Source organism: Longispora fulva (assembly GCF_015751905.1).
GTDB classification, from domain to species: domain Bacteria; phylum Actinomycetota; class Actinomycetes; order Mycobacteriales; family Micromonosporaceae; genus Longispora; species Longispora fulva.
The window spans coordinates 5,919,245-5,943,769 of record NZ_JADOUF010000001.1 but is presented as its reverse complement, the minus strand read 5'-3'; the positions used below and the strand labels follow the sequence as shown (position 1 = coordinate 5,943,769).

Below are 24,525 nucleotides of genomic sequence, written 5' to 3'. Positions count from 1 at the left end.
TCGCTCACCAGTCGGCCGCGCCGGCGAAGGACGTCGGGGTCGGGGCGTAACCGAGCAGCGTGGTCGCCCTGGTCAGGTCCAGGGTGCGTTCCATCGCGAGGTGGCTGATCGCGTACCTGGTCAGGCGGGGTGGGCGGCGCGTACCCGCCAGTCGGAACCCCCGTTCCAGGGCCCCGGCGACCGGCCACGCCACCCCGATCGGCAGCCCACGGACCCGGACCGCCAGCCCCCGGGCCGCCAACAGGTCCCGCAACGCCGCCCCGACCTCGACCGGCTCGGCGTCCGCGATGTTGTACGCGCCCCCGGGGCCCCCGGCGCACGCCAACCCGACGGCCCGGACCAGGTTCGCCACGGACGTGAGCGACTGGGCCGCCCGGCCGTCCCCGACGATCCACAGCGTGCGGCCCCGGATCGCGCCGAGTACCCGGGGGAGCAGGGTGGGGTCGCCGGGGCCGTACACGGCGTGCGGGCGGAGGACGACGGCGTCCGGGCGGTGCAGGACGAGCTGCTCGGCGGCGGCCTTGGTCGCGGCGTACCCGGTGAGGTAGCGGCCCACGGGCGCCTCCGCCTCGACGGCGCGCACCGTGGGGCGGAACGGGTCGTAGACGCTGGCCGTGGAGACGTGCACGAACCGGGCGGTCCGGAAAGTGGCCAGCACGTGCCGGGTGCCGTCGACGTTGGCCCGGCGGACCGGTTCGAGAGGTCCCCAGTCGGTGACGGCCGCGGCGCAGTGCACGACCGCGTCGACCTCCGGCGGGTCGGTCATCGGGCCGGTGGTGATGTCCCACTCCCGCCGGGTGAGGGGCACGACGCGGTGCCCGTCGGCGACGAGCCCCCGACACACGGCCCCGCCCACGAACCCGCCAGCCCCGGTCACCGCGATCCGCACCAGACACCCCTCGAAATAGTCCCTGCCCAGGCACCCCGCACACGCACACCCCGGCCCGGCCCGGTCACGGCTTCCCCGCCTCGGCCCGGTCCCCGGTCACCAGTCGCCGCAACGCCTCGCGGTCGGGCTTGCGGGTCCGGCCGACCGTCGGGATCGCCGCGACCGGCACGATCTCGTCGGGCAGCGCGGAAGCGTCGATGACATGCGGCAGCCTCGCCCGCAGTTCGGCCACGAGTTCGTGCCCGTCGCCCGGGCCGCCGGTCCTTCCGGGACGCCCGTCGTGCCCCGGCTCCCGGACAAGGTCCGGCACCACCGCCAGGACGATCCGTTCGTCGCCGATCTCGTCGGGCACCCCCACCAGCGCGGCCTCGCGCACCCCCGGCAGCGTGCTGATCGCCGGCTCGTACAGGCCCGGGTACACATTGGTCTTCCGGCGGATGATCATGTCCTTCTTGCGGCCGAGCAACACGAGCCGGCCGTCGTCGATGGCCGCCAGGTCACCCGTCGCGTGGCTGTCCAGCGGGGCCTCCCCGAGGTACCCCCGGCACAGGTTCGGCCCTGACACCGACAGCTCGCCGTCGGGCGCGATGGTGACCAGTACCCCGGGAAGGGGCTCGCCGATCAGGTCGCCCGGCCCGGTGTGGGCCAGCTTCTCCTCAGCGGTGGCGATGGCGATCGGCAGGATCTCGGTCATGCCGTACACGGCGAGGATCTCGGTGCCGCCGAGCGCCGCCCGGGCCCGGCGGAGCAGGGGCGGTAGGACCGGTGCCCCGCCGACCAGCAGGTGGCGGAGCCCGGGGGCGGTGATCCCCGCGTCGAGGAGGACCGCGAGGTCGGCCGGGACACAGAACGCGTGCGTCGCGCCACGGAGTCCGGCGGCGTACCGGGCCGGATCGGCCCCGGGGGCGAACCCGTACGGCGGCATCGTCCAGTGCGCGCCGGCGACGAGGGCCGGCAGGCCGAGCATGAGCTGGTCGGTGTGCACGGTGTCGCCGGGGCCGATCCGGCAGCGGGTGGCCAGGAGCTGGAGGCCTGCGCCCAGGGAGCCGCGGGTGTGCACGACGGCCTTGGGCGCGGCGGTGCTGCCGGAGGTGAACACGACGAGCGCTTCCTGATCGGCGAGGTGCGCGACCCCGGAGCGCCCCGCGACGCCCGATCCGGCATGGCCCGCGACCCCCGACCCGCCGCGCGCCGCGCCTCCGGCCGTGATCGACGGCGTGGAAGCCAGCCTCCGGGCCGACAACGCACCACCGGGCACCCCCGGCAGCCACCGCCCCGCGTACACGTGACGCACCGGCAACTCCCGGTACGACGGCAACAGCAGCCCCCGCCGCCGCGCCAGCCCCCGCCCGTACCGACTGGTGGCGTACAGCAGCGACTCGGCCGCCGCCCACGTCGGCCCGGCGAGCGCCAGCCGGGCGGCGAACAGCTCCGGTCCGGTCCCCGGATCGGCGAACACGACGGTCCCGCCGGCCGCGACGATCCCTAACGCGAGCACCACCCCGGCCGCCTCGGGCCGGACGGAGAACAGCACCCGGTCACCGGGCTCCAGCCCGGCGTCGAGCAACCCGGCCGCGGTGCACCGCACCCTCCGCGCCAGCTCGCCGTACGTCATCTCCCCGATCGCCAGCGCGTCGGGCGAGGCGTCCGCGGTCGACAGCACCGCCGCCACCAGGTCCATCACACGCTCCGGATCATGAGTCGGGAGTACCCGGGAATGAGCACCCGGCGGGCCACGGTCCGGGACGTGATCTCGACCCGCCCCGCCATCAGCGCGCGGAGCACCCCGTCGATCTCCGCTCTGGCCAGCGGCGCGCCGAGGCAGAAGTGCGTGCCGGCCCCGAACCAGAGCTGGCGCACGTCGGGGTCGGCCGGCTGTGACGGGTCGAACGGGGAGCGGCCCCGCGCGCAGAACAGTGTGGCGATCACGACCCGGTCCCCGGCCCGGACGGCGACTCCGCCGACGGACCCGTCCCGCACGACGCTGCGCAGCATCACGGGCGACGGCACGGTGTACCGCAGCCCCTCGGCCACAACACTGTCCAGATTGGACTCGGTGATCGACACTCCCGTGTCGTGGCACAGCGCGACGAGCCGGGGCAGATAGGACACCAGGGTCTCGGTACCCGTCAGGACGAAAGCCCCGACCGCGCCGTGCGCCTCCTCCTCGGTCAGGCCGAGTTCGCGCATCCTGCCGGGCACGGTGGCCGGATCCCCGGACCGGTACGCCCGGATCGCCGGCTCGGTGAGGCCGCCGAGTTCGGTGCGGGCGTGCCGGATCTGCCGGTCGGTGAGCCGGGGCCGGCCGAGCCTGACCATGGAGGTGATGGCGGTGCCCCGGGCGTAGGCCTCGGCGACCCGGTCGGCGGGCAGGCCGACGAGTTCGCAGATCACGGCGCCCGCGCAGTCCCGCACGACCTGGACTAGGTCGACCTCGCGGCCGGCGGCCAGGTCCTCGCGCAGGTGCGCCAGCGGAAGAGTCAGCACCCGCTCGCACAGGTCGCGGACATACCCCGGCGTGAACAGCCCGGACAGCTTGCGCCGCAGCCGGGAGTGCGCGTCGCCCTCCATGTTGAGCAGCACCGACGGGCCGAGGACCGGCGTCCACAGATCGGCCGGCGAGCCGGGCCCGGTCTTCGTGAACGTGTCGGAGTCCATCAACACCCCCCGGGCCAGGACCGGGTCGCTGACGACCACCCCGACCCGGGGGACCCGGCGCACCGGCCCGCTGTTCGCGATCAACCGCATCATCCGGTACGCCACGGGATGCGCCCCCGTCTGCACCCGCTCCTCCCAGGCGGTCACCGGATGTCCACGATCTCTGGCCGGTAGCGGTGGTCGGCGTACCACGCCAGGGTCCGCCGCAGCCCCCACGCGTGCGCGCGCCGGACGGAGCCGCTCACCCGGACGTCGCGCCGGTACGCGTACGCCGTCGTCAGCCTGCGCACCGCGTTGACCAGGGCCCGGTCCTCGTGCAGGTCCTCGATCCTGGTGCGGGGGAAGCCGCCGGCCCGTTCGTACAGGTCGGCGGTGATGGCCATGTTGCACCCCGGCGCCATGATGTACGGCCCCAGGTACTCCGGCCCCCGGTTGCCCTTGCGCAGCCTGCCGAACACGACGGCGACCTCGACGGCCGCGAGCAGCAGCCCCCGCCGCCACGCGCTCACCGGTACGTCGTCGGTTCTTGGGGTCAGCTGCCCGCCGACGAGCCCGAGCCCTTCCGCGAAGCACCGGCGGACCGACGCCGTCCAGTCCGGGGCGGGCAGGCAGTCCGCGTCGGTCCGTGCGAGCAGGGTCGCGCCGTGCGCGATCGCGTACCGCATCCCGGTGTCCGCCGCGGCCCCCGTGCCCTTGACCGGCTCGTGGATCAGGTGCCCGCCGGGGAAGTCGAAGGCGCGCACGATGGCCGCCGTGCCGTCGGTGGAGTTGTTGTCGACCACGACCAGGGTGAAGTCCCGGTCGACCTGCGCGGCCAGGGCATGCAACGTCGGCAGGATCCCCCGGGCCTCGTTGTAGGCCGGGACCACAACAAAGAGACTCACAGCTCCACCGCCATCACGCCCATGCTCACACCGCCGGCCAACCCGATCAGGCAGGCCAGGTCCCCCGGCCCCAGCCTGCCAGCCTCCCGCGCCCTGACCAGCTGGAACGGCAGACTGGCCGACGCCAGGTTCCCATGCTCGGCGAGCGTGACGACCAGCTTGTCGGCCGGAATCCCCAGCCGCTCCCGCAGGATCTCCAGGTACGGCAGCGACACCTGGTGCACGGCGACCACGGCGAAGTCGTCCCACCCCAGCCCGAGCCGCGCGAGCGTGTCCACCACGACCTCGGCCCCGAACGAGTCGAACGCCTCCTTCAGCGCCGCCCCGTCCATCCGGAAGTAGCTGTACTCCGGGTCCCTCGGATGCGCCGACCCCCCGGCCGGCAGCGTCCCGACCCGCCAGGCCCCGGAGTGCGCGGAGAACCCGGACCCGAGCACCCCTGGCCGGTCGGAGCGCTCCATGACGAGCGCGGCCCCGGCGTCCGACAACGTGTACCCCGGCAACGCCTCCAGGTACGCCTTCAGGTCCGGCACGTCCCACCGCACGGCCCGCGACGGCGCCTCCCCGCTGGCGATCAGCACCCGCCGGTACCCCCCGGCCCCGATCAGCGCGTCGGCCACCTCGATCGCGTTGAGCACGCTGTTGCACGCGTTCTTCACGTCGAACACCGGGCAGCTCAGGCCCAGTTTCGCGGCGACGATGTGCGCGGTCGCCGGCTCCACCATGTCCTGGCTCGCCGACGCGAACAGCAACAGGTCCACGTCGCCGGGATCGGTGCCCGTGTCGGCGAACAGCTTGCGCGCGGCCTCAGCGGCCAGGTCGGACGCCTGCCAGTCGTCGGGCATCACGCGCAACGACTCCACACCGGTCAGCCGCTCGACGAGGCCGGCCGGCGGCCGGTACCCGGTGATCCGTTCCGTCACCTCACGGCTGGTCAACCTGGCCTCCGGCAGATGCACCGCCAGCCCAGTGATCCGAGCACCCATGCTCACCCTCCCCTGTCTGCTCGAATCGTCCGCCACGACGACCGGCGCAGGAAGAGCCCAGCCCCTCTTGTCGCGACCCCGCCTCTCTGCTAAGGGCGTCGGTATCCCGGGTGCACGCCGGGGGTGAGGCCCTGCTGGGCCGCGATCGCCCCGAGAAGCTCGGTGAGCTGCGCCCGCTGGTGGTCGTCCAACGCCGCGCAGATGTCGCTCTCGTGTGTGGACGCCAGCTCCCGGATCCGCGTCATGACCTGTTCGGCCTCCGCGGTGAGGTGCAGTGCGTGGTTGCGGCGGTCCTGCGGGTTGCGCCGCCGTTCGACCAGGCCACGGCGTTGCAGCCCGTCGACGAGGACGACGACCCGGCTCGGCACCACTCCGAGCTGCTCCGCGAGGGACTGCTGGCTGCGGCCCGGCTGGCTGGCGATCATGCGCAGCAGCCCGACGTCGGGCGGGTCGACCCCGACCTCGCTGATCCGCTCGGCGAACCGGGCGGCGGCGTGCGCCCCCACCTGGGCGAGCAGGAAGGCCGCTCCGGGCTGCGGTGGGGTGCTCATCGGGTGATAGTAGCGGGGCAGAATAGTTCTGTGCTAAGAATGATTCACTCTAGTGAACGGAGTTGCCCTGTGCGCCCAGACTCTGGCACCCCTGCCCTGACCAGCGCGGACCCGGCGACCGCACGCCCCGCACCGCAGGCCACTGGCGGCCCGCCACCCAGGACACCGCAGGCAACCGGCGGTCCGCCGCCCGGGATCCTCGCCATCGTGTTCACCACCCTGTTCGTCGGAGGGATCGCGCTCGGCACGGCCCTGGCCGGCGGCGACCCGTTCCCGTCGCCGTTCGGCGACCCCGCCGGCACCCTGGCCTACTTCCGCGAACACCACACCGCCGTGGGCGTGGGCGCGGCGCTGCAGTTCGCGGCCTCGGTGCCGTTCGCGCTGTACGCCGCGACCACCGCCGCCCGGCTCCGCAACCTCGGCATCCGCGCACCCGGCGCGACCATCGCGCTGGTCGGCGGGGTGCTGGCTGCGGCCATGCTGACCCTGTCCGGGCTGCTCACCTGGGTGCTGTCCCGCCCAGACGTCCTCACCGAACCGGCGCTGGTGCACGCCCTGCACAACCTCGCGTTCGCCACCGGCGGCGTCGGGCACGTCGTGTTCGCCGGCCTGCTCGTCGCCGGCCTCGCCGTGCCCGGCCTGCTCGCCCGGCTGCTGCCCAGGGGCTTGGCCGTCACCGGCCTGGTCATCGCGGCGGTCGCCGAGCTGGCCACCCTCACCCTGCTCGTCCCGGACGCGGCGGTCCTGCTGCCGATCGCCCGGTTCACCGGCATGGCCTGGCTGATCACGGCCGGCTTCCTGCTGCCCAGTACCCGTACCCGCTGATCGAGGATGAACATGCACCCGGAAATGACGGAAAGGCTCGTCCGGTTCCAGCACCCGGAGAAGACGCTGGGCTATCTCGGCGGGGTCGACGACGAACGACTCGCGGCGCTGTACGGCCTGGACGTTGCCGCATATCAGCAGCTCCGGACCGGCCTCGCCGAGCGCGCCCAGGCTGCGGCCCGGGACCTGCTCGATGACGATGAGTTCGCGGCGAAGGTCGACAAGCTCCCCTTCGAGCCGGGCCAGCGGATCGTGGCGATCGGTGAGAGCACCACCGACGACCTGCTGTCCTGGTTCGAGATCCTGCGCCACCTACTCGCCCTGCGCCGCCCGGCGGACGACATCACCTGCGTGAACCTGGCGGTGTCGGGCCACAGCAGCACCCAGGCCCTGACCCTGCTCCCGGCCCTGCCGCACCACGCGCCGGACTGGATCCTGTGCATGCTCGGCGGCAACGACGCCCAACGCCTCGGCTCGCCCACCGGCCCGACCCTGGTGAGCCTGACCGAGACGGACCGCAACCTCACGGCCCTCCGCGACCTCGCCGGACACCGGACGGGGGCGCGCTGGGTGTGGCTGACCCCGACCCTGGCCGACGAGGCCAGGGTCGCCGCCTACCCCCACTTCCAGCGGGCCGGACTGACCTGGGCCAACGAGGATCTGACCGCGATCGGCGACCTGCTCCGCCAGCGCCCCGAGCCCACGGTCGACACGCGGACGGTCACCGACCCGGACCGGCACCTCGACGACGGCCTGCACCTGTCCCTGGCCGGCCAGCGCGCCGTGGCCGCCACGCTCGTGGAAACCCTGGCCACGCTGTGACGTGATCTTCACGCGCCTCGGTGGCCCGGCCCGCCGAGGTGCATGACGTTCACGGGTTGACGAGTGCCGGCGGGCGGGGGCAGGCCTCGCCGTAACACATGATGGTCTTTGTCTTTCGACTACGGCATCGGTTGCGCCGCCGTGCCGGCTTCCTCGCCCGCCACCTTGCGGCGGATCACCACCGTGGTCACCACCAGCGCCACCACGGCCAGCAGTGCCGCGAGCTGGAACGCCGAGGAGATGCCGTGCGCGAGGACGTGGCTGGAGAACGGCTTCGGCAGCTGTTGGGTCTTCTGGAACAGCGCGAGCTGCTCCGGGGACGCCTGGGCGAGGAACCGCTTGACCTGGATCGCCGCCTCGTTGCGGCTGGCCGTGCCGAACACGGTGACCAGCACGGACAGCCCGAGGGAGCCGCCGACCATCTGCATCGCGTTCAGCATCCCGGACGCCGCGCCCGAGTCCTTGTTGGCCACCCGGGCCAGGGCGACGATCGTGACGGGGACGAAGATGAAGCCCATCCCGAGCCCGAAGATGCACATCGGCAGCAGCAGGCCGGTGACGTACTGGCTGCTCTCCGAGATCCGGGACAGCCAGATCAGTCCGGTGGCCGCGAGCGCCCCGCCGATCATCAGCAGGATCTTCGGGCCGGTCCTCGGGATGATCCGGGACGCGAGCTGCGCGGTGACCCCGATCGCCACGGTCACCGGCACGAAGGCGAAGCCGGCCCGCAGCGGCGAGTAGCCGAGGACGTTCTGCACGAACAGCGTGAGGAAGAAGAACATCCCGAACATCGCGGCGGCGGTGATCAGCATGACCACGTACGTGCCGACCCGGTCGCGGTCCCGGAACAGGTGCAGCGGCGTGATCGGCTGGGCGCTGCGCCGCTCGATCAGGACGAAACCGGCCAGCAGCACCGCGGCGGCCACGAACGACACGATCGTGCCGGTGTCGCTCCAGCCCTTGTCCGCGGCGCGGATGAAGCCGTACACCAGCAGTGACATGCCGGCTGTGGAGGCGATCGCGCCGGCGACGTCGAACCGTCCGGGGTGCCGCTCGGACTCCTTGATGTACCGCGGGGCCAGCAGCGCCAGCGCGATCCCGATCGGCACGTTCACGAACAGCGTCCACCGCCACGACAGCCAGGAGGTCAGCATGCCTCCGGCGATCAGCCCGATCGCGGCCCCTGCCCCGGAGACCGCCGCGAACACGCCGAAGGCCCGGTTGCGTTCGGGGCCCTCGTCGAAGTTCGTGGTGATCAGCGAGAGGGCCGTGGGCGAGGCGATCGCTCCGCCGATGCCCTGCAGGGCGCGGGCGAGCAGCAGCCACTCCGCCGACTGGGCGAGACCGCCGAGCAGCGAGGCGAGGGTGAACAGCAGGATGCCGAAGATGAAGACCCGCCGCCGGCCGAGGATGTCGCCGGCCCGGCCGCCGAGGAGCAGCAGACCACCGAACGTCAGGGTGTACGCGTTGAGCACCCACGACAGGTCGGTCGACGAGAAGCCGAGTGCCCGCTGGATCTGCGGCAACGCGATGTTCACGATCGTCGCGTCGAGGACGATCATCAGCTGCGCCGAGGTGATCACCGCCAGGGCGATCCCGGGGTGCCGGCCCTGCTGGACATGGCTGCCACTCACGGTGGCCTGTGGTTCTGTCGCCATCGCTGACACCTGATCTCATGACGAGGGGTGACGAATGGGTACCTCAGTGATCGTAGTCGCGCCGGTCACCGTGCGGACCCGCTCCGTCACCTCGGCCCGGTTTTGCCCGTTGAGTGTGTAACGCGCACTCCGAGAGGCAACATGGGTGATCTTGAGTTCGAAACGCGCGTCCAGAGCTCGGGACGGCGGACCATGATCGGTCAGTACGAGATCATCGGGAAGCTGGGCGCCGGCGGAATGGGCACGGTGCACATGGGCCGCGCCCCGGACGGGCGGATCGTCGCCGTCAAGGTGATCCACCCCCGGCTCGCCGACGACGAGCAGTTCCTGGAGCGGTTCCGCCGGGAGGCGGCCCTGGCCCGTCGGGTCGCGGCCTTCTGCACCGCACCCGTGATCGACTTCGGCGAGGACGCCCAGGGGTTGTACCTGGTCACCGAGTACGTGGACGGCATCCCGCTGTCGAGGGCCGTCGCCGAACGCGGCCCGCTGCCCAGCTCCTCCGTCCAGGGCGTCGCCGTCGGGGTCGCCGCGGCGCTCACCGCGATCCACGCGGCCGGACTGATCCACCGCGACCTCAAACCGGGCAACGTGATCCTGTCGCTGTGCGGCCCGCGCGTGATCGACTTCGGGGTCGCCCGGGCCGTGGACGGCTCCTCCGACCTGACCCGGACCGGGATGATGGTCGGCAGCCCCGGCTGGATGGCCCCCGAACAGGCCCGCGGCGGACCGGTCACCCAGGCGGCCGACATCTTCGGTTGGGGCTGCCTCGTGGCGTTCGCCGCGACCGGGCGGCACCCGTTCGGCGAGGGCGACTCCGTGACCCGGGTGCTCCAGATCCTGCACGAGCAGCCCGACCTGTCCGGACTGCCCGACAACCTGTACCAGCACGTGGCCAGGGCCGTGTCCAAGCGGCCCGAGGACCGGCCAACGGCGCGCGCCCTGTTGTCGCAGCTCAGTGGAGGTGAAGGCGACATCTCCGGGCTGATCCAGCTGCCGGGGCTGCACCTGGCCGGCACCGGCGCCCGCAAACGCCGCACGTGGCCGGTACTCGTCGCGCTCGCCGCCGGGCTCGGGGCCGCCGCGCTCGCCGCCGGGGTGGCGTACCCGAGCCTGATGCCCGGGGACTCCTACGGGCCGGCCACGCCGACCACGTCCCCGACCGCCCAGGCCACGACAGCCGCGCCGCAGCCGGTCTTGCCGGCGGTGACCAAACCGGCCAGCCCGTCGGCCACCCCCGCACCGTCGAGCGCCCCGCCGACGCCCGAGCGGACGTTCAGCTCGCCGAGCCCGGCGGTGACCACGCCGGCGCCCCAGCCGACGTTGCCGGCCAGCCACGCCCCGGCGACCACGCCGCCCGCGTCCCCGGCGCCATCCGGGGCGGCGTCCCCGATGGGTTGGGGCGGCCACCGGCCCGGCCCGTCCCGCAGCGCGTCGGGTCCGGCCGTGGTGCCGGACGTGTGAGGCGGCTCACACCGCCGGGCCGCTCACGCCGGGAGGGTGAACTGGATCCGGCACCCCGGATCCGACCCGACCACCGCGATCGTCCCCCCGTGCAACTGCACGACCCACCGGGCGATCGCGAGCCCGAGCCCGGTGCCGCCGTCGGCCACCGCCCCGATCGCCCGATCGCCCCGGATGAACCGTTCGAAGACCCGTTCCCGCTGGTCGACGGGGATCCCGGGCCCCTCGTCGGTGACCTCGAACAGCACCGTGCCCCCCGCGCGCCGGGCCGCGACGGTGACCCGGCCGTCCGCCGGACCGTGCTGGTAGGCGTTGGCGAGCAGGTTGGCGACCACCTGGTGCAACCGTTCCCGGTCGGCGGTGACCATCAGGTCGTCGGGCGCGTCGACCACCGCCGCGCTCAGGGCCGTGGCCTCGACCAGGAAGGGCTTCGCGGGAAACGAAACCCGATTGAGGGGTGCCGCGCCGGCCTCCAGCCGCGACAGGTCCAGCAGCTCGGTGACGAGCCGCCCCAGGCGCTCGGTCTGGGCGAGCGCCGCCTGGAGGGTCGACGGGTCCGACACCCCGTCCACGACGTTCTCCAACACCCCTTGCAGAGCCGTGATCGGGGTACGCAACTCGTGCGACACGTTCGCGATGAACTCCCGCCGCTGCCGGTCGGCCGCCGCGAGATCCGTGGCCATCTGGTTGAACGCGCGGGCCAGCTCGCCCACCTCGTCGCGGGACGTGGCCCGGACCCGCTGCCCGTAGTCGCCCCTGGCCATCGCGCGGGCGGCGGCCGTCATCTGCCGCAGCGGAGAGGTCATGCCGTGCGCGATGACCTGGGTGACCCCCAGCGCCACGACCAGGGCGCTGAACAGGGTGTACCGCATCGGCCAGCGGACCCCGAAGTAGAACACCATGGCCGCGGCCCAGATGGACGCGGCCACCAGGATGCCGATCTTCATCTTGATGGAGTGCACCGGGTCCAACGGCCGGGGCACCACCCGCCGCAGCCACTCGGCGGCCCATTCGCCGACCCGGCTGCCGCGCACCACGGGGAAGCCGCCGGTCGTGTAGCCGGTGTCGGGCCGCTGCCGCCCAGTCACCGGGGGACCTCCAGGGCGTAGCCGACGCCGTGCACGGTCCGGATCAGCTCGGCCCCGATCTTGCGGCGCAGGCTCTTGATGTGGCTGTCCACGGTCCGGCTCGCGAACGCGTCCGACCAGCCCCACACCGTCGACAGCAGCTGCTCGCGGCTGTGCACGGCCCTCGGTCGGGTCGCCAGGCTGCTGAGCAGGTCGAACTCGGTCGGAGTCAGGTGCACCTCCGTCTCCTCCAGGAACACCCGGCGCTCCGCGGCGTTGATCCGCAGCGGCCCGAGCTGGCGGGGCGTGACGCTCGCCGCCCGGTCCACCCTGCGCAGGAGCACCGCGACCCTGGCGGCCAGCTCGCGCATGCTGAACGGCTTCGTCAGGTAGTCGTCGGCGCCCACCCCGAGGCCGATCAGCATGTCCGTCTCGTCCCCGCGGGCCGTCACCATGAGTACGGGCACCGGCCGGTCCGCCTGGATCCGCCGGCACACCTCCAGCCCGTCGAACCCGGGCAGCATGACGTCGAGCACGACGATGTCCGGCGGGTACGCGGCGGCGGCCGACACCGCCGACGGCCCGTCCCCCGCGATGTCGACGAGGTAGCCCTCGCCCCGCAGCCGGGCCGCGACGGACTGGGCGATGGTCGGCTCGTCCTCCACGACCAGGACACGACGTTGATTCACGGGACTGACCGTAGTACCTGCTTGTGGAGAAGTTGTGGCCTACTCCTGGAGGCGTCTGGCCAGCTCGGCGGCCACCGCGGCCCCGATGAACGGTTTGAGCGCCTCGGCGAGCGCCTGCACGTCCACGTTCCCGGCGCTGATCCGGGCGAGGTCGCGGCGGATCTCTGCGAGGCTCGCCTCGATCCGGGCCAGCCGCTCGGTGCGCCGGCTGGGACGGCCGGGGATGAACGGGCTGCTGTCGGCCAGTTCCTGATACCACAGGTCGGCCATCATCACCGCCAGTGTGCGGTCGCCGACGACGGCGGGCTTTCCGTACGGGCCATAGTCGTCCATGGATCCTCCCTCGGCGGTCAGGACGGCGAGCACGTCCGCGTGATCGGAGTCCGCCCGGGACCGGTAGAAGCTGAGGTGCACATGCCACAGGTGGCTGTCGTCGGCGGTGACCGCCCGGTGGTACGCGGTGTCCCAGCCGACCACCGTCCGGCCGTCGACCGTGCCGTAGAACTCGCGCACGGCGGCCAGCCGGGGGTCTCCCGCGCGGACGGCCTCGAGCAGCCTGCCGGTCACGGCGGCCATCCGCTCACTGTCGAGACTGATGTCGATCGCGGAGATCCAGTTGCCGTCGCCGCCCTGGTCGAGCGGCACCTGGACGGAGTAGTCGTCGTCGCCGTCCCCGTCGATCATGATCCAGCTGCGGGAACGGTGATAACCATACGTATGGTTTGCGTCACCCTTCGTGCCGATGGCGAGCGGTCCGAGATGGAATGCCGCCCGCACCGCCTCGCCGAACGCGGCCAGGCGGGGTGGTGCGAACTCGCTGTCCCAGGCGGACATGTCTCCATCTTCCCTTCCCAAGGAGATCATTGATAGGTAATCTCCGATGGCAAACGTTCACCATCCAAAAGGGACGATCGATGCCCCCCGAGTACGACCCGGCCTGGACCGACGAGGCCGTCGCGCGCTACGAGCGCATCGAGGCCCGCCAGGTGGCGTACGAGCGCGCGGTCCGCGCCGTCGAGGTGATCGTGCGCTCGCCCGACGGGAACGTCGAGGTCACGGTCGCGGCGGACGGCGAGATCCGGGCCGTGACGGTCGACGGGCACAGCCGCGCCGACATCCTGGAGACCCTGCGCTCGGCGCGCGAGGCCGCCACCTGGGCCCGGGAGAAGGTTCGCGCGAAGGAGTTGGGGGACTATCCGCCCCTGGTGCCCCGATGACCCCCGAACAGTTCGCCGCCGCCATCACCCCCGGAGCCCAGGGCCCGGAGCACGGGGCCCATGGCCCGGAGGACTTCGGCGGCGGGGCGCAGGGCGGCCTGGGGGAACTCGGTCGGGCCGTGCACGCCCAGTGGACGGCGGCCCTGACCGCCCGGGCCGCCGAGGAGGCCGCCCAGCGTGCCCGGCTCGCGGCGACGGCCCATGACCTGCGAACGGCCGCCGACCGCTACGCGACCACGGACACCCTCGATGGCTGACCTCACCCGGGCGTCGTCGGCCTCGGCGGGGCGGGTGCGGCACGGCGGACGGAGTCCGGCGACCGGGCGGCACCGGGTGGACCGGCGGCAGTCGGCGGCTTTGGACCGGCTCCTCCCGTCCGGGCGGGACCTGCTCGGCCGGGTCGACCGGCTGCTCGACGAGGGCGGCGCTCCCGCCGGTCACCCGGTGCTGGCGCTGATCGCCCGGTGGCGGGTCCTGCCCGGCGGGGCACTGGAGTTCGCCGCGGCGCTCCGGCCGCCCCTGACCCCGCCGCCGGTGCCCGGGCCGCTGCCCGAGGCCGTGCTGGAGTGGACCGGGCCGGCCGCGACGCGGTTCGGGGCGCATTGGACGGGGCTGCGCGCGCACCAGGAGACCGTGATCGCGCGCGCGGAGGCGACGGCGGAGTACGCGGCGCAGGTCAGCGACTGGATGTACGCGGTGCGGTCGGACATGGCCGACGCCCTGGCCGCGGCGCTCGGGTCGGCGGAGGCCGTCGCCGTCCGCACGGCCGTGGCCGGGGCCTACGCGGGACCCGAGGTGCTCCTGGCCGCCGCCGACCTGGGGGCCCGAGTGCTCGGTGCGGTGACCGCGTTCGACCCGGCGGGCTGGGCCGGCCGACTGGAAGAGGCCAGCTACGTTCCAGCCGCCCCGCCGTCGGACCCGGGCCGTGGCTTCACGGTGAACGCCTGACGCCGAGCCGGCGGGTGCGGCCACGCGCTGGATAGACCGCCACGCCTCCGGCCGGGCGGGAAGAGGTGCGGGGGCCGGGGCAGGGCACCCCGCACCGCTGGCACGCCCCGACGACCGACGGAAACCGGGTCGGGAACGCGGCGTACCCGAAGAATGGGTTTTAGCCCAGGCCTCGCTCGTCCTGCTTCAGGGCGGTGTCCACGGTCAGCGCCGACGCCACCACCATGCTGAGCAGCGGATCCTGGAGCGGCCGGTGGATCTGCACGACATAGTTGTCGGCCGTGGTGAAGGCGGTGCGCAGCAGGCCCTCCCAGGTCTTGGTGATCCGGGCGATCTCCTGGCCGGTGTGGTCGACGATCGAGAAGTTCCACGCGCGCCAGTTCTCCGCGCGGATCTCGCCGATCTGCTGCCCGTTGTACATCAGGGCGAACCGGATCTTGCCGATCATGTTCTGCTGGACGATCTCGCCGATCTGCTGGCCGTCGCCGCGCTGCACGATCACCCGGGACTTCATGACCTTCGCCGGGCGGGTGAGCAGGAGCTGCACGGTTCCGGCGTTGTCGCGGACCTCGAGCTTGTGGGTGAAGAACTGGTCGTAGCTGCCGAGGAAGCGGACGACCTTCTTCAGGGTGCTCTGGCCGACCTGAACCACGGTGCCGAGCTGGCGGCCCTGCTGGTCGAACACCGAGTACTCGTTGTTGACCTCGATCAGCTTCGTCTTCTGGTTCACGACGAGCACGGGCTCGGTGAACAGCGAGCCGCCGCCCTGCTGGGTGGGCGCGACGCCGGCACCCTGCTGGACCTGCTGCGCGATCCGGGCGGGGTTGTGCGCCCCGTCGACGGACAACTCCCAGTCCACGGGCTTCGCGCCCTGGGTGTGCTCGGTCCACTTCTGGCCGTCCCACCAACGCTGGGCAGCCGTGCCGGACGGATCTGGGTACCAGCCGGGAGGGGTTGGGGTAGTCATGCCGGCAAGGGTAACGGCCCGCCTCAAGTATGAGACGGGCCGTTGACCGGGTGCCTAGTGGTCGAGCGGGGTCGCGTTCGGGGCGACCGGGACCTCGTGGCCGCCGGAGTCGGCGAGCCGCTTGCGGGACGCCTCGACCTCGGCCTCGGCCTCGACGCGGCCGACCCAGCTGGCGCCCTCGACGCTCTTGCCGGGCTCGAGGTCCTTGTAGACCTCGAAGAAGTGCTGGATCTCGAGCTTGTCGAAGACCGGCAGGTGGTTGATGTCGCGGAGGTGCTCCTGGCGCGGGTCGTTGGCCGGCACGCACAGGACCTTGTCGTCGCCGCCCTTCTCATCGGTCATGCGGAACATGCCGATGGCGCGGCAGCGGATCAGGCAGCCGGGGAACGTCGGTTCGGGCAGTAGCACCAGCGCGTCCAGCGGGTCGCCGTCCTCGCCCAACGTACCCTCGATGAAGCCGTAGTCGGCCGGGTACTGCGTCGACGTGAACAAGGTACGGTCGAGGCGGATGCGACCGGTGGCGTGGTCAACTTCGTACTTGTTCCGGTGACCCTTGGGGATTTCGATCGTTACCTCGAACTCCACGCCATCTCCCTTGTCGCGCATCACTGATTATCCAATCTAGTCTCGTGTAAGGCTGGGCGTACGGAGAAAGTGGGGGCTCATGGGGAGGCATAGCACACAAGCGGCGGGCTCGGAGCCACCCGTGACCGGAGGGCGCTACGATGCACGCCCCTCGACGGGGACAGTGTACGGCTCATCACAGTCCGTCGCGGCCGTGCTTCCGGCAAACCCGCCCACAGTGGAACAAAAATCCGGCAAGGTTAAGTGGATTGCCGCGTTTGTCATAGTTCTTCTGGTTAGCGCTGGCGGGGGTGCGGCGACCGCCCTGCGCCCGTGGACGCAGAAGCCCGCCGTCGCGTTCATGCCGGGCCTCGCTGACGAGAAGCAGCCGGTGCCGGTGCTCGAGGGCGCGACCCGGAGCGGGCAGCCGCTGACCGCCGACTCCGTCGCGAAGGCGCTCGGCCCGGCCCTCGCCGACTCCCGGCTCGGCCCCAAGGTCTCCTCCGTCGTGCTCGACCTGGAGACCGGCGACCGGCTCTACGACAAGAGCGGCGACACCCTGGCCACCCCGGCCTCCACGATCAAGCTGTCCACGGCGGCGGCGGCGCTGGTGGCCCGGGGCTCGGAGTACCGGATCGAGACGAAGGTCGTCGCCGGCCCCAACCCGGGCGAGGTCGTGATCATCGGCGGCGGCGACGTGACCCTGTCCGTCGACGGCGCGGGGGCCTACCCGGGCGCCGGCAAGCTCTCCGACCTCGCCACCCAGGTGAAGACCGCCCTGGCCGGGCAGGCCGTGACCAAGGTGATCGTGGACAGCTCCCTGTTCACCGGGGCCGGGACCGGCCCTGGCTGGGCGCCAGCCGACATCGGCAGCTGGGTCAACACCGTCGTGCCCCTGGCCGTCGACGGCGGCCGGGTCGACCCGAAGGACCCGGCCGGCGAGGGCGCCAAGCGCCAGCCCGACCCGGCGGCCAGCGCAGGGTCGGCGTTCGCCAAGCTGCTCAGCACCGACAAGGTGAGCGTCGTGGCCGGCAAGGCTGACGTGGGCGCGCGGGAGTACGGCAAGGTGCTGTCCCCGACCATCGGCCGGCTCGTGGAGTTCGCGTTGCTGCGCAGCGACAACGTGCTCGCCGAGGCCCTGGCCCGGCAGGCGGCGCTCGGCAGGGGCAAGCAGGCCTCCTTCGAGGGCGCCATGGAGGGCGTTCAGGAAGCGGTGGCCGGGTTGGGGCTCACGCCGCCGACGGGGCAGGTCGACGGCTCCGGGATGTCCCCGAAGAACCAGGTGCCGGCCAGCTACCTCGGCGGCCTGTTCGTCCGCGCCGCCAAGCCGGACCACCCGGAGCTGCGCTACCTGTTCACCGGCCTGCCAGTCGCCGGGTTCTCCGGCGGGCTCGACCCGCGCTACCCGCCGACGGCGGACGGCACCGGGGTCGTGCGGGCGAAGACCGGGACGCTGACCGGGGTGGACGCGCTGGCCGGGGTGATCACCACGAAGAGTGGCCGGGCCGTGGTGTTCGTCGTGATGGCGGACGCCTCGCCGAGCTTCGCCGACGCGCGGCCGGCGATCGACAAGGCAGCCGGCCAGCTGGCGAAGCTGTGACCGAAGCGATTCGACGGGTACTGAAGGAGCGGGCCGTCTTCGTCGGCGACGGCTTCCTGCACCTGCGCGCCCTGTGGCGTGATCCGGAGATCCTGTCGGCCCTCGGCCCGGCCCTGGCAGCCCTGCACGAGGGCCGGCCCACGGTCGTCGCCGGCAACCAGTCCTCCGGCTACCTGCTCGGCCCGTTGGTCGCCGCCCACCTCGGCCTCGGCTTCCTGGCGCTCCGCAAGGCCCCGGCCGAGGTGGTGTCAGCTCTGAACACCGCCCGGATCAGCGAGTACGAGGTGCTGGCGCTGGACCCCGAGGCCCTGACCCCGACCGATCGGGTGCTCCTCGTCGACGACCTGGTCGAGACGGGCACCCAGGCCCGCGCCGCCCGCACCCTCGTCGAGGGGGCCGGCGCCACCTGGCTGGGCGTCGCGGCGGTCACCGCCTACGAGGAGTATCCCGAACTCGGCGTCCGGGCCCTGATCCGCTGGGAAGAGCTACGTTAGTCCCATGACGCAGTTCGTGGACTGGGAGCTGGCCGCCTCGACCGCAGCGACACTCGGCGGTTCCGGGCCCAAGGTGACGTACGCGGTGGCGGCGGAGACGGTCTCCGAGCTGCGCAGGTTGACCGACGAGGCGGCGACGCACGTCGCGGAGTACACCGGGCTGTTCCCGCCGGCGGATCTGCCGCCGGTGAAGGTGGTCGACCGGGCCGACTGGGCGGCGGTGAACATCGAGGGCCTGAAGAACCTGTTCGGCACCCTCGCGCCCCGGCTCACCGACCAGCAGCCCGGCTTCCTGGCCGGCGCGATCGGCGCGAAGGTGACGGGCGCGCAGGCCGGCACGGTGCTGGCGTACCTGTCGACGAAGGTCCTCGGGCAGTACGAGGTGTTCTCCGGCGCCCCCGGCGAGCTGCTGCTCGTCGCGCCGAACATCTCCGAGGTGCAGCAGAAGCTCGACGTGGACCCGCGCGACTTCCGGCTGTGGGTGTGCCTGCACGAGGTGACCCACCGGACCCAGTTCACGGCCGTGCCGTGGCTGCGCGACCACTTCCTCGCCGAGATCCACGCCTACGCCGACGCCTCCAAGCTCGACGGCGAGGCGTTCTCCGAGCGGGCCCGGCGGGCGTTCCAGGCGCTGTCGGACGAGAAGTCGAGCATCCTCGACGTCATCCAGAGTCCCGCGCAGAAGGTCGTCGTCGCCCGGCTCACGGCGCTGATGACCCTGCTGGAGGGGCACGCCGAGTTCGTGATGGACGGCGTTGGCCCGCAGGTCGTGCCCAGTGTGGAGAACATTCGCGCGAAGTTCACCCAGCGCCGCGCCGGGGGGAACCCGATGGAGAAGTTCATCCGCCGGCTGCTGGGCGTGGACGTGAAGATGCGGCAGTACGAGGAGGGCCGGCAGTTCGTGGCGGCCGTCGTCGGGCAGGTCGGCATGGCCGGCTTCAACAAGGTGTTCACCTCGCCGGAGACGCTGCCGCACGTCGAGGAGCTGTCCGATCCCGCGGCGTGGGTCGCCCGGGTCTCGTGACGGGTCCGCCGCCGGCCGTGGCGGCCGTCCGGGTGGCGGTGCGGCGGGCCCTTCCGGATGATGGGCTGGTCTGGGTCGCCTGTTCCGGCGGGGCCGACTCGCTGGCCCTGGCCGGGGCGCTCGCGTTCGTCGGGCAGCGCGCCGGGCACCGGATCGGCCTGGTCACGGTCGACCACCAGCTTCAGGAGGGCTCCGGCTCCCGGGCCGCGGCCCTGGCGGCCTGGGCCGCTTCGCGGTTCGACGTGGTGCGGGTCGAGACCGTCACCGTCCGCCCCGGCGCCGGCCCCGAGGACGCCGCCCGCACGGCCCGCTACGGGGCGTTGTCCCGGGTCGCCGACGAGACCGGGGCGACCGCAGTCCTCCTCGGCCACACCCGCGACGACCAGGCCGAGACGGTGCTGCTCGCGCTGGCCCGGGGCTCCGGCCCGCGCGGCATCTCCGGCATGCCGGCCCGACGCGGCGTGTACGTCCGCCCGCTGCTCGACCTGCCCCGTTCCGTGGTCCGGGCCGGCTGCGCCGGGCTGGACCTGGAGCCGTGGGAGGACCCGCACAACACCGACGCGCGGTTCGCCCGGTCCCGGGTCCGCGAGCTGGTCGACACCCTCGGCGAGAAGGTCGTGGCGAACCTGGCGAACACGGCCGCACTGGTGGCGGCCGACTGCGCCGAGCTCGACGCGCAAGCCGATCGCTTTCCGCTCGGCACCTCGCTGGCCGTCGCCGAACTGGCGGCGCTCGGGCCGGCGCTGCGCAGCCGGGTGCTGCGCCGCTGGGCGCTGTCGCTGGGCGTACCGGGCGGCGCGCTGACCAAGGGCCACCTCGACGCCCTTGACGCCCTGGTCACGGCGTGGCGGGGCCAGGGCCCCACCCAGCTGCCGGGCGGGGTGCCGGTCGCGCGGCGGGCCGGCCGGATCGTGGCACCCCCGGTGGGGGAGTGACCCCGGTCATCGGGCAGGCTAACCACATGGGCTGGTACGCCGACGATATCGAACGCATCATCGTCTCCGAGGAACAGATCAAAGAGCGCACGAAGGAGCTGGCCGAGCAGGTCGCTGCCGACTACGCGGACCGGGACGGCGTGCTTCTCGTCGGCGTGCTGAAGGGCGCGGTCATGTTCATGGCCGACTTCGCCCGCGCGTTCCCGCTTCCGACCGAACTGGAGTTCATGGCCGTCTCCTCCTACGGCCAGGCCGCCACCTCCTCCGGGGTGGTCCGGATCCTCAAGGACCTCGACCGCGACATCGCGGACAAGCACGTGATCGTGTGCGAGGACATCGTCGACTCGGGCCTGACCCTGTCGTGGCTGCTGCGCTACCTGGCCAGCCGGGGCGCGGCGTCCATCGAGGTCGTGGCGTTCCTCCGCAAGCCGGACGCCGTGAAGGTGGACGTGCCGGTGAAGTACGTCGGCTTCGACATCCCGAACGAGTTCGTCGTCGGGTACGGGCTGGACTACGCCGAGCGGTACCGGGAGCTCCCGTTTGTCGGGGTTCTCAAACCTGAGGTTTATTCCCGCTAGATCCCCTAATGTATGACCTACCTCAAGCTTGGGGGTAGGCATGCTGAAAACGCACTCTTTCGTATTCTGTCTACTTCTGCTGTCGTGTGGCGCCGCCCCGGCGTCGGCGGAGCCGGTGGGTGCTGTCGCGCTCCGGTACTCCACCACCGTCGAGGGCGGCCTGGCCACCGCCTCCGCCACCCAGCCCCTCGCCCTTTCCTCGGGCGCGACCGTGCGCTACGCCCGGCTGTACTGGTGGTCGCCCCGCGATGACGCCCTGGTCGACGTCGGCGCACCCGGCCGTCCCGACACCTCCGTGGCCGGCGAGCTGGCCGACTACCCGGGCGGGTTCCAGGGCACAGCCGACGTCACGGCCCTCGTCCGGCAGGCCGGCCCCGGCGCGTACCGGGTCGCCGCCGCCCGCTGGACCCTCCTCGTCGTGCACGCCTCGCCCGGCGAACCGCTGCGCGCCGTCACCGTGGCCGACGGGCTGTCCCCGACCGCCGAGCTGCCGCTGCGCGCCGGCCGCGCCCAGATCGGCTGGATCGGCTACGACCAGGCCGCCGGACCGGGCGCGCTGGTCGGCACCGTCAACGGCCGGTCGGTGACCCCGGGTGATCCGCTGGAGGTCACCGGAGGCGACCGCCTGACCGTCTCCGGGAACGGCACCGGCTGGGTGGGCGCGGTGTTCGCCGCGGTGGCCGTCGCCCTGCCCCAGGTCTCCGTCGGCGTCAGTGCCGAGGCGGAGCGGCTGCCGCTGGCCGGCGACCCGGTCGTGCCGGGCGCCCGGATCGTCTATACCTACACGGTCTCGGCCAGCCCGGTCACGAACGCGACGAATGTCTGGCTGATCGCGTCCATTCCCGACCACACCACGGTGCTCGACAACTCCGGCGAACGGATCTACGGCCAGATCTGGGTACCGATCGGCACCCTCGCCGCCGGGGCCACCACCACCGCGACCCTGAGCGTTCGCGCCGAGGTCGCCGCCGGTGGGGACAACCTCCGCAGCACCGCGACCGTTTTGTACGCTCCGGACTATCTGCCCAGTCTGACGCGGACCGCCACGGGGCGCTCACCGGCGTTGCGGATTACGCCAGCGGCGAACCTGAAGATCACGAACGAGCTGGACGTGACCGACGCCTGGCGGTACACCCTGACGGTGTCGAACCAGGGGCCGTCCACCGCGGCCGCCGTCGTCCTCCGCGACACGGTGCCCACGGCGCTCGGGGCGCCGGAAGCCATGCCTGGCTGCACGTTCGCCGGCCAACTGCTCACGTGTGAGCTCGGCGACGTGCCGCCGGGGACCAGCGTCCAGCGGGTTGTGACGCTGCGACCGGAGGCCGGTGGGACCTCGGGCGACCGGGTGCCCAGCGCGGCGAGCGTGGCTTCCCCGACCCTGGATCCCGACCTGGGGGACAATGTCAGAGTGACCGCGATCACACACTAGCCGGCTAGCCACTCCGTGTTGATGGCTGGCACGGTGTACCGTCAAATATCCGGAGTGAGGTCCGGGAGCGCACCTTCGTGTCTGGTGCGGGGATGGCTGGTCCGAGGATCGGGAGGTCCGAGCGCACTGCGCTCGTATAAGCATGGATAGAACTCGAATCTTCAAAAGAACCTGGTTCTGGGTCATCCTCGTGGTTCTGGGCGCGATCCTGCTGACGGGCATCTTCTCCAGTAGTGGTGACTACAAGAAGATCAAGTCGTCGGAGGCTTCCGCGCTTCTTGCCGACGGGACCAACATCAAGAAGGTCCTGATCCAGGACAAGGAGCAGACGCTCCAGTTCGAGCTGAAGACGCCGACGTCCTTCGACAAGGTCGACAAGACCACGAAGGTCCAGTCTCAGTACCCGGCTGGTGGAAACGTCTCGAAGGACCTCTACGACCGGCTCAACGCGCTGGCCGCCGAGAAGAAGATCGAGCAGTTCAACACGGATGTCGCCCAGGACAGCACGCTCGGCAGCATCCTGCTCAGCCTGCTCCCCCTGGCGCTCGTCGTGCTGCTGCTCCTGTTCTTCATGAGCCAGATGCAGGGCGGCGGTTCGCGGGTCCTGAACTTCGGCAAGTCCAAGGCCAAGTTGATCTCCAAGGACACGCCGAAGACCACCTTCGCGGACGTGGCCGGGGCCGACGAGGCCGTCGAGGAGCTGCACGAGATCAAGGACTTCCTGCAGAACCCTGCGAAGTACCAGGCTCTCGGCGCCAAGATCCCGAAGGGCGTCCTGTTGTACGGGCCGCCCGGAACCGGCAAGACCCTGCTGGCCCGTGCCGTGGCCGGCGAGGCGTCCGTGCCGTTCTACACGATCTCCGGTTCGGACTTCGTGGAGATGTTCGTCGGTGTCGGCGCCTCCCGGGTCCGTGACCTGTTCGAGCAGGCCAAGCAGAACGCCCCAGCGATCGTCTTCGTCGACGAGATCGACGCCGTGGGCCGGCACCGTGGCGCTGGCCTCGGCGGCGGGCACGACGAGCGGGAGCAGACGCTCAACCAACTCCTCGTCGAGATGGACGGCTTCGACGCCAAGGGCGGCGTGATCCTGATCGCCGCCACCAACCGGCCCGACATCCTCGACCCGGCCCTGCTGCGTCCCGGCCGGTTCGACCGGCAGATCGCCGTGGACCGCCCCGACATGGAGGGCCGCCGCGCCATCCTGCGGGTGCACGCCAAGGGCAAGCCGTTCACGCCGGACGTGGACCTCGACACCATCGCGCGGCGCACGCCGGGCTTCACCGGTGCCGACCTCGCCAACGTGATCAACGAGGCGGCCCTGCTGACCGCCCGGGTGAGCAAGAAGGCGATCAGCGACGCCGAGCTCGAGGAGTCGATCGACCGCGTGGTCGCCGGCCCCGAGCGCCGCGGCCGGGTGATGAGCGACAAGGAGAAGCTGGTCACGGCGTACCACGAGGGTGGACACGCCCTGGTCGCCTGGGCCCTGCCGAACACAGCTCCGGTGCACAAGCTGACGATCCTGCCGCGTGGCCGCTCGCTGGGCCACACGCTGATCCTGCCGGTCGAGGACAAGTACACCCAGACCCGGTCCGAGATGATCGACACCCTGGCGTACGCGCTGGGTGGCCGCGCCGCCGAGGAGCTCGTCTACCACGAGCCCACCACCGGGGCCGGCAACGACATCGAGAAGGCCACCGCGCTCGCGCGGTCGATGGTCACCGAGTTCGGGATGAGCTCGAAGCTGGGCGCCGTCAAGTACGGCACCTCCGGCGACGAGCCGTTCCTCGGCCGCACGATGGGCCACACCCGGGACTACTCCGACTCGGTCGCCGCCGACATCGACGCGGAGATCCGGGGCCTGATCGAGCTCGCCCACGACGAGGCGTGGGAGATCCTCGCCGAGTACCGGGACGTGCTCGACAACATGGTCCTGGAGCTGATGGAGAAGGAAACCCTCACCACCCAGGACATGGCCCGGATCTGTGCCCGGGTCGTCAAGCGCCCGCCGATGGCCCCGTTCAACGGCTTCGGCAAGCGCACCCCGTCCGACAAGCCCCCGGTGTCCGTCCCGTCCAAGGACGAGCCCGTGGCCGAGCCGGCCATCGTGATCGCCCCCACGGCGGTCGAGGAGTCCCGCTGAGCGGGGACCAGGCGTCCAGGTCGACTGCCGGCTCGCAGCCCTCGGCATCCGCCGAGGGCACGGGGCCGGCAGTCGGCTTCTCCGCCCCGGACACCGCTCCGGCGGGAGACGCCGCGGTCGGCGCGGTCGTCTCCGGTAG

The 24,525-nt window shown here is 72.2% G+C and carries 25 protein-coding genes; 13 read left to right on the top strand and 12 right to left on the bottom strand.

Annotation, left to right across the window (positions count from 1 at the left end; translation table 11 throughout):
• Positions 1-4 precede the first annotated feature (4 nt).
• From IW245_RS26870 to IW245_RS26845, 6 genes are all read right to left on the bottom strand, one after another.
• A complete protein-coding gene (locus IW245_RS26870; protein WP_197005940.1) occupies positions 5-889 on the bottom strand; it encodes an NAD-dependent epimerase/dehydratase family protein in 885 nt (294 codons plus the stop codon).
• Positions 890-953: 64 nt separating this feature from the next.
• On the bottom strand, positions 954-2,570 hold the full coding sequence (locus IW245_RS26865) for a class I adenylate-forming enzyme family protein (protein WP_197008698.1): 1,617 nt from the start codon (positions 2,568-2,570) through the stop codon (positions 954-956).
• A complete protein-coding gene (locus tag IW245_RS42370; RefSeq protein WP_197005939.1) occupies positions 2,570-3,694 on the bottom strand; it encodes a cytochrome P450 in 1,125 nt (374 codons plus the stop codon). Before IW245_RS42370 ends, IW245_RS26865 begins: the two co-directional genes overlap by 1 nt.
• Positions 3,691-4,431: a glycosyltransferase family A protein gene (locus IW245_RS26855; RefSeq protein WP_197005938.1), complete on the bottom strand. Its 741-nt coding sequence runs from the start codon at positions 4,429-4,431 to the stop codon at positions 3,691-3,693. Before IW245_RS26855 ends, IW245_RS42370 begins: the two co-directional genes overlap by 4 nt.
• Positions 4,428-5,417 (bottom strand): 3-oxoacyl-ACP synthase III family protein, encoded by a 990-nt coding sequence (locus IW245_RS26850; RefSeq protein WP_197005937.1) that lies wholly within the window; start codon positions 5,415-5,417, stop codon positions 4,428-4,430. The genes IW245_RS26855 and IW245_RS26850 overlap by 4 nt, the downstream gene beginning before the upstream one ends.
• A gap of 89 nt (positions 5,418-5,506) precedes the next feature.
• Positions 5,507-5,968, bottom strand: a complete 462-nt coding sequence (locus tag IW245_RS26845) for a MarR family winged helix-turn-helix transcriptional regulator (RefSeq protein WP_197005936.1) — start codon at positions 5,966-5,968, stop codon at positions 5,507-5,509.
• Between the two features lie 207 nt (positions 5,969-6,175).
• On the opposite strand from IW245_RS26845, the gene IW245_RS26840 reads away from it, so the two are divergent.
• Positions 6,176-6,793: a DUF4386 domain-containing protein gene (locus tag IW245_RS26840; RefSeq protein WP_197005935.1), complete on the top strand. Its 618-nt coding sequence runs from the start codon at positions 6,176-6,178 to the stop codon at positions 6,791-6,793.
• Positions 6,794-6,817: 24 nt separating this feature from the next.
• Complete coding sequence (locus IW245_RS26835) at positions 6,818-7,615, top strand: SGNH/GDSL hydrolase family protein (RefSeq protein WP_197005934.1); 798 nt, start codon at positions 6,818-6,820, stop codon at positions 7,613-7,615.
• Between the two features lie 119 nt (positions 7,616-7,734).
• Here the strand turns inward: IW245_RS26835 and IW245_RS26830 are convergent, their stop codons facing one another.
• Positions 7,735-9,273: an MFS transporter gene (locus tag IW245_RS26830; RefSeq protein WP_197005933.1), complete on the bottom strand. Its 1,539-nt coding sequence runs from the start codon at positions 9,271-9,273 to the stop codon at positions 7,735-7,737.
• Between the two features lie 192 nt (positions 9,274-9,465).
• Here IW245_RS26830 and IW245_RS26825 point away from each other — a divergent pair, with 192 nt between their 5' ends.
• Positions 9,466-10,734, top strand: coding sequence for a serine/threonine-protein kinase (locus IW245_RS26825; protein WP_197005932.1), 1,269 nt, complete (start codon positions 9,466-9,468; stop codon positions 10,732-10,734).
• Positions 10,735-10,757: 23 nt separating this feature from the next.
• Here IW245_RS26825 and IW245_RS26820 read toward each other — a convergent pair whose 3' ends face one another.
• Genes IW245_RS26820 through IW245_RS26810 form a run of 3 tightly spaced genes read right to left on the bottom strand, consistent with a single transcriptional unit; the run spans position 10,758 to position 13,324 of the window.
• Positions 10,758-11,822, bottom strand: coding sequence for a sensor histidine kinase (locus IW245_RS26820; RefSeq protein ID WP_443673916.1), 1,065 nt, complete (start codon positions 11,820-11,822; stop codon positions 10,758-10,760).
• The gene (locus IW245_RS26815) at positions 11,819-12,490 is read right to left on the bottom strand and encodes a response regulator transcription factor (RefSeq protein ID WP_197005931.1); all 672 of its coding nucleotides are present in this window, start codon (positions 12,488-12,490) and stop codon (positions 11,819-11,821) included. The genes IW245_RS26820 and IW245_RS26815 overlap by 4 nt, the downstream gene beginning before the upstream one ends.
• 39 nt (positions 12,491-12,529) lie before the next feature.
• Positions 12,530-13,324, bottom strand: a complete 795-nt coding sequence (locus IW245_RS26810) for a hypothetical protein (protein WP_197005930.1) — start codon at positions 13,322-13,324, stop codon at positions 12,530-12,532.
• Between the two features lie 80 nt (positions 13,325-13,404).
• Here IW245_RS26810 and IW245_RS26805 point away from each other — a divergent pair, with 80 nt between their 5' ends.
• Genes IW245_RS26805 through IW245_RS26795 form a run of 3 tightly spaced genes read left to right on the top strand, consistent with a single transcriptional unit; the run spans position 13,405 to position 14,655 of the window.
• Entirely contained in the window at positions 13,405-13,707 is a 303-nt protein-coding gene (locus IW245_RS26805) for a YbaB/EbfC family nucleoid-associated protein (RefSeq protein ID WP_197005929.1), read from the top strand.
• Positions 13,704-13,964 carry a hypothetical protein gene (locus tag IW245_RS26800; RefSeq protein ID WP_197005928.1) on the top strand — a complete coding sequence of 87 codons (261 nt, stop codon included), beginning with the start codon at positions 13,704-13,706 and terminating at the stop codon, positions 13,962-13,964. Before IW245_RS26805 ends, IW245_RS26800 begins: the two co-directional genes overlap by 4 nt.
• Positions 13,957-14,655, top strand: coding sequence for a hypothetical protein (locus tag IW245_RS26795; protein WP_197005927.1), 699 nt, complete (start codon positions 13,957-13,959; stop codon positions 14,653-14,655). Before IW245_RS26800 ends, IW245_RS26795 begins: the two co-directional genes overlap by 8 nt.
• Positions 14,656-14,815: 160 nt before the next feature.
• Here the strand turns inward: IW245_RS26795 and IW245_RS26790 are convergent, their stop codons facing one another.
• Both IW245_RS26790 and IW245_RS26785 read right to left on the bottom strand, forming a co-directional pair.
• The gene (locus tag IW245_RS26790; protein ID WP_197005926.1) at positions 14,816-15,622 is read right to left on the bottom strand and encodes an LURP-one-related family protein; all 807 of its coding nucleotides are present in this window, start codon (positions 15,620-15,622) and stop codon (positions 14,816-14,818) included.
• A 54-nt stretch (positions 15,623-15,676) separates the two neighbouring features.
• Complete coding sequence (locus IW245_RS26785; protein ID WP_197005925.1) at positions 15,677-16,207, bottom strand: inorganic diphosphatase; 531 nt, start codon at positions 16,205-16,207, stop codon at positions 15,677-15,679.
• Between the two features lie 340 nt (positions 16,208-16,547).
• Here IW245_RS26785 and IW245_RS26780 point away from each other — a divergent pair, with 340 nt between their 5' ends.
• The 7 genes from IW245_RS26780 (at position 16,548) to ftsH (ending at position 24,386) form a co-directional block, all read left to right on the top strand.
• Positions 16,548-17,786 (top strand): D-alanyl-D-alanine carboxypeptidase/D-alanyl-D-alanine-endopeptidase, encoded by a 1,239-nt coding sequence (locus IW245_RS26780; RefSeq protein ID WP_197005924.1) that lies wholly within the window; start codon positions 16,548-16,550, stop codon positions 17,784-17,786.
• Positions 17,783-18,280, top strand: a complete 498-nt coding sequence (locus IW245_RS26775; RefSeq protein WP_197005923.1) for a phosphoribosyltransferase — start codon at positions 17,783-17,785, stop codon at positions 18,278-18,280. Before IW245_RS26780 ends, IW245_RS26775 begins: the two co-directional genes overlap by 4 nt.
• 4 nt (positions 18,281-18,284) lie before the next feature.
• Complete coding sequence (locus IW245_RS26770; protein ID WP_197005922.1) at positions 18,285-19,304, top strand: Rv3626c family coenzyme F420 biosynthesis-associated protein; 1,020 nt, start codon at positions 18,285-18,287, stop codon at positions 19,302-19,304.
• On the top strand, positions 19,301-20,239 hold the full coding sequence (gene tilS / locus IW245_RS26765) for a tRNA lysidine(34) synthetase TilS (protein ID WP_197005921.1): 939 nt from the start codon (positions 19,301-19,303) through the stop codon (positions 20,237-20,239). Before IW245_RS26770 ends, tilS begins: the two co-directional genes overlap by 4 nt.
• A 26-nt stretch (positions 20,240-20,265) precedes the next feature.
• Positions 20,266-20,817 (top strand): hypoxanthine phosphoribosyltransferase, encoded by a 552-nt coding sequence (gene hpt / locus IW245_RS26760; RefSeq protein WP_197005920.1) that lies wholly within the window; start codon positions 20,266-20,268, stop codon positions 20,815-20,817.
• A 115-nt stretch (positions 20,818-20,932) separates the two neighbouring features.
• Positions 20,933-22,246, top strand: a complete 1,314-nt coding sequence (locus IW245_RS26755; RefSeq protein WP_197005919.1) for a DUF11 domain-containing protein — start codon at positions 20,933-20,935, stop codon at positions 22,244-22,246.
• A 142-nt stretch (positions 22,247-22,388) separates the two neighbouring features.
• Positions 22,389-24,386, top strand: coding sequence for an ATP-dependent zinc metalloprotease FtsH (ftsH, locus tag IW245_RS26750; protein WP_197005918.1), 1,998 nt, complete (start codon positions 22,389-22,391; stop codon positions 24,384-24,386).
• Positions 24,387-24,525 lie beyond the last annotated feature (139 nt).

Coding starts and splice junctions, on each gene's coding strand:
- IW245_RS26845 (WP_197005936.1), bottom strand. CDS start 5,968: ATGAGCACCCCACCGCAGCCCGGAGCGGCCTTCCTGCTCGCCCAGGTG.
- IW245_RS26790 (WP_197005926.1), bottom strand. CDS start 15,622: ATGACTACCCCAACCCCTCCCGGCTGGTACCCAGATCCGTCCGGCACG.
- IW245_RS26805 (WP_197005929.1), top strand. CDS start 13,405: ATGCCCCCCGAGTACGACCCGGCCTGGACCGACGAGGCCGTCGCGCGC.
- IW245_RS26795 (WP_197005927.1), top strand. CDS start 13,957: ATGGCTGACCTCACCCGGGCGTCGTCGGCCTCGGCGGGGCGGGTGCGG.
- IW245_RS26810 (WP_197005930.1), bottom strand. CDS start 13,324: ATGTCCGCCTGGGACAGCGAGTTCGCACCACCCCGCCTGGCCGCGTTC.
- IW245_RS26830 (WP_197005933.1), bottom strand. CDS start 9,273: ATGGCGACAGAACCACAGGCCACCGTGAGTGGCAGCCATGTCCAGCAG.
- IW245_RS26835 (WP_197005934.1), top strand. CDS start 6,818: ATGACGGAAAGGCTCGTCCGGTTCCAGCACCCGGAGAAGACGCTGGGC.
- hpt (WP_197005920.1), top strand. CDS start 20,266: ATGGGCTGGTACGCCGACGATATCGAACGCATCATCGTCTCCGAGGAA.
- IW245_RS26865 (WP_197008698.1), bottom strand. CDS start 2,570: ATGGACCTGGTGGCGGCGGTGCTGTCGACCGCGGACGCCTCGCCCGAC.
- IW245_RS26850 (WP_197005937.1), bottom strand. CDS start 5,417: ATGGGTGCTCGGATCACTGGGCTGGCGGTGCATCTGCCGGAGGCCAGG.
- IW245_RS26770 (WP_197005922.1), top strand. CDS start 18,285: ATGACGCAGTTCGTGGACTGGGAGCTGGCCGCCTCGACCGCAGCGACA.
- IW245_RS26825 (WP_197005932.1), top strand. CDS start 9,466: ATGATCGGTCAGTACGAGATCATCGGGAAGCTGGGCGCCGGCGGAATG.
- IW245_RS26800 (WP_197005928.1), top strand. CDS start 13,704: ATGACCCCCGAACAGTTCGCCGCCGCCATCACCCCCGGAGCCCAGGGC.
- ftsH (WP_197005918.1), top strand. CDS start 22,389: ATGGATAGAACTCGAATCTTCAAAAGAACCTGGTTCTGGGTCATCCTC.
- IW245_RS26780 (WP_197005924.1), top strand. CDS start 16,548: ATGCCGGGCCTCGCTGACGAGAAGCAGCCGGTGCCGGTGCTCGAGGGC.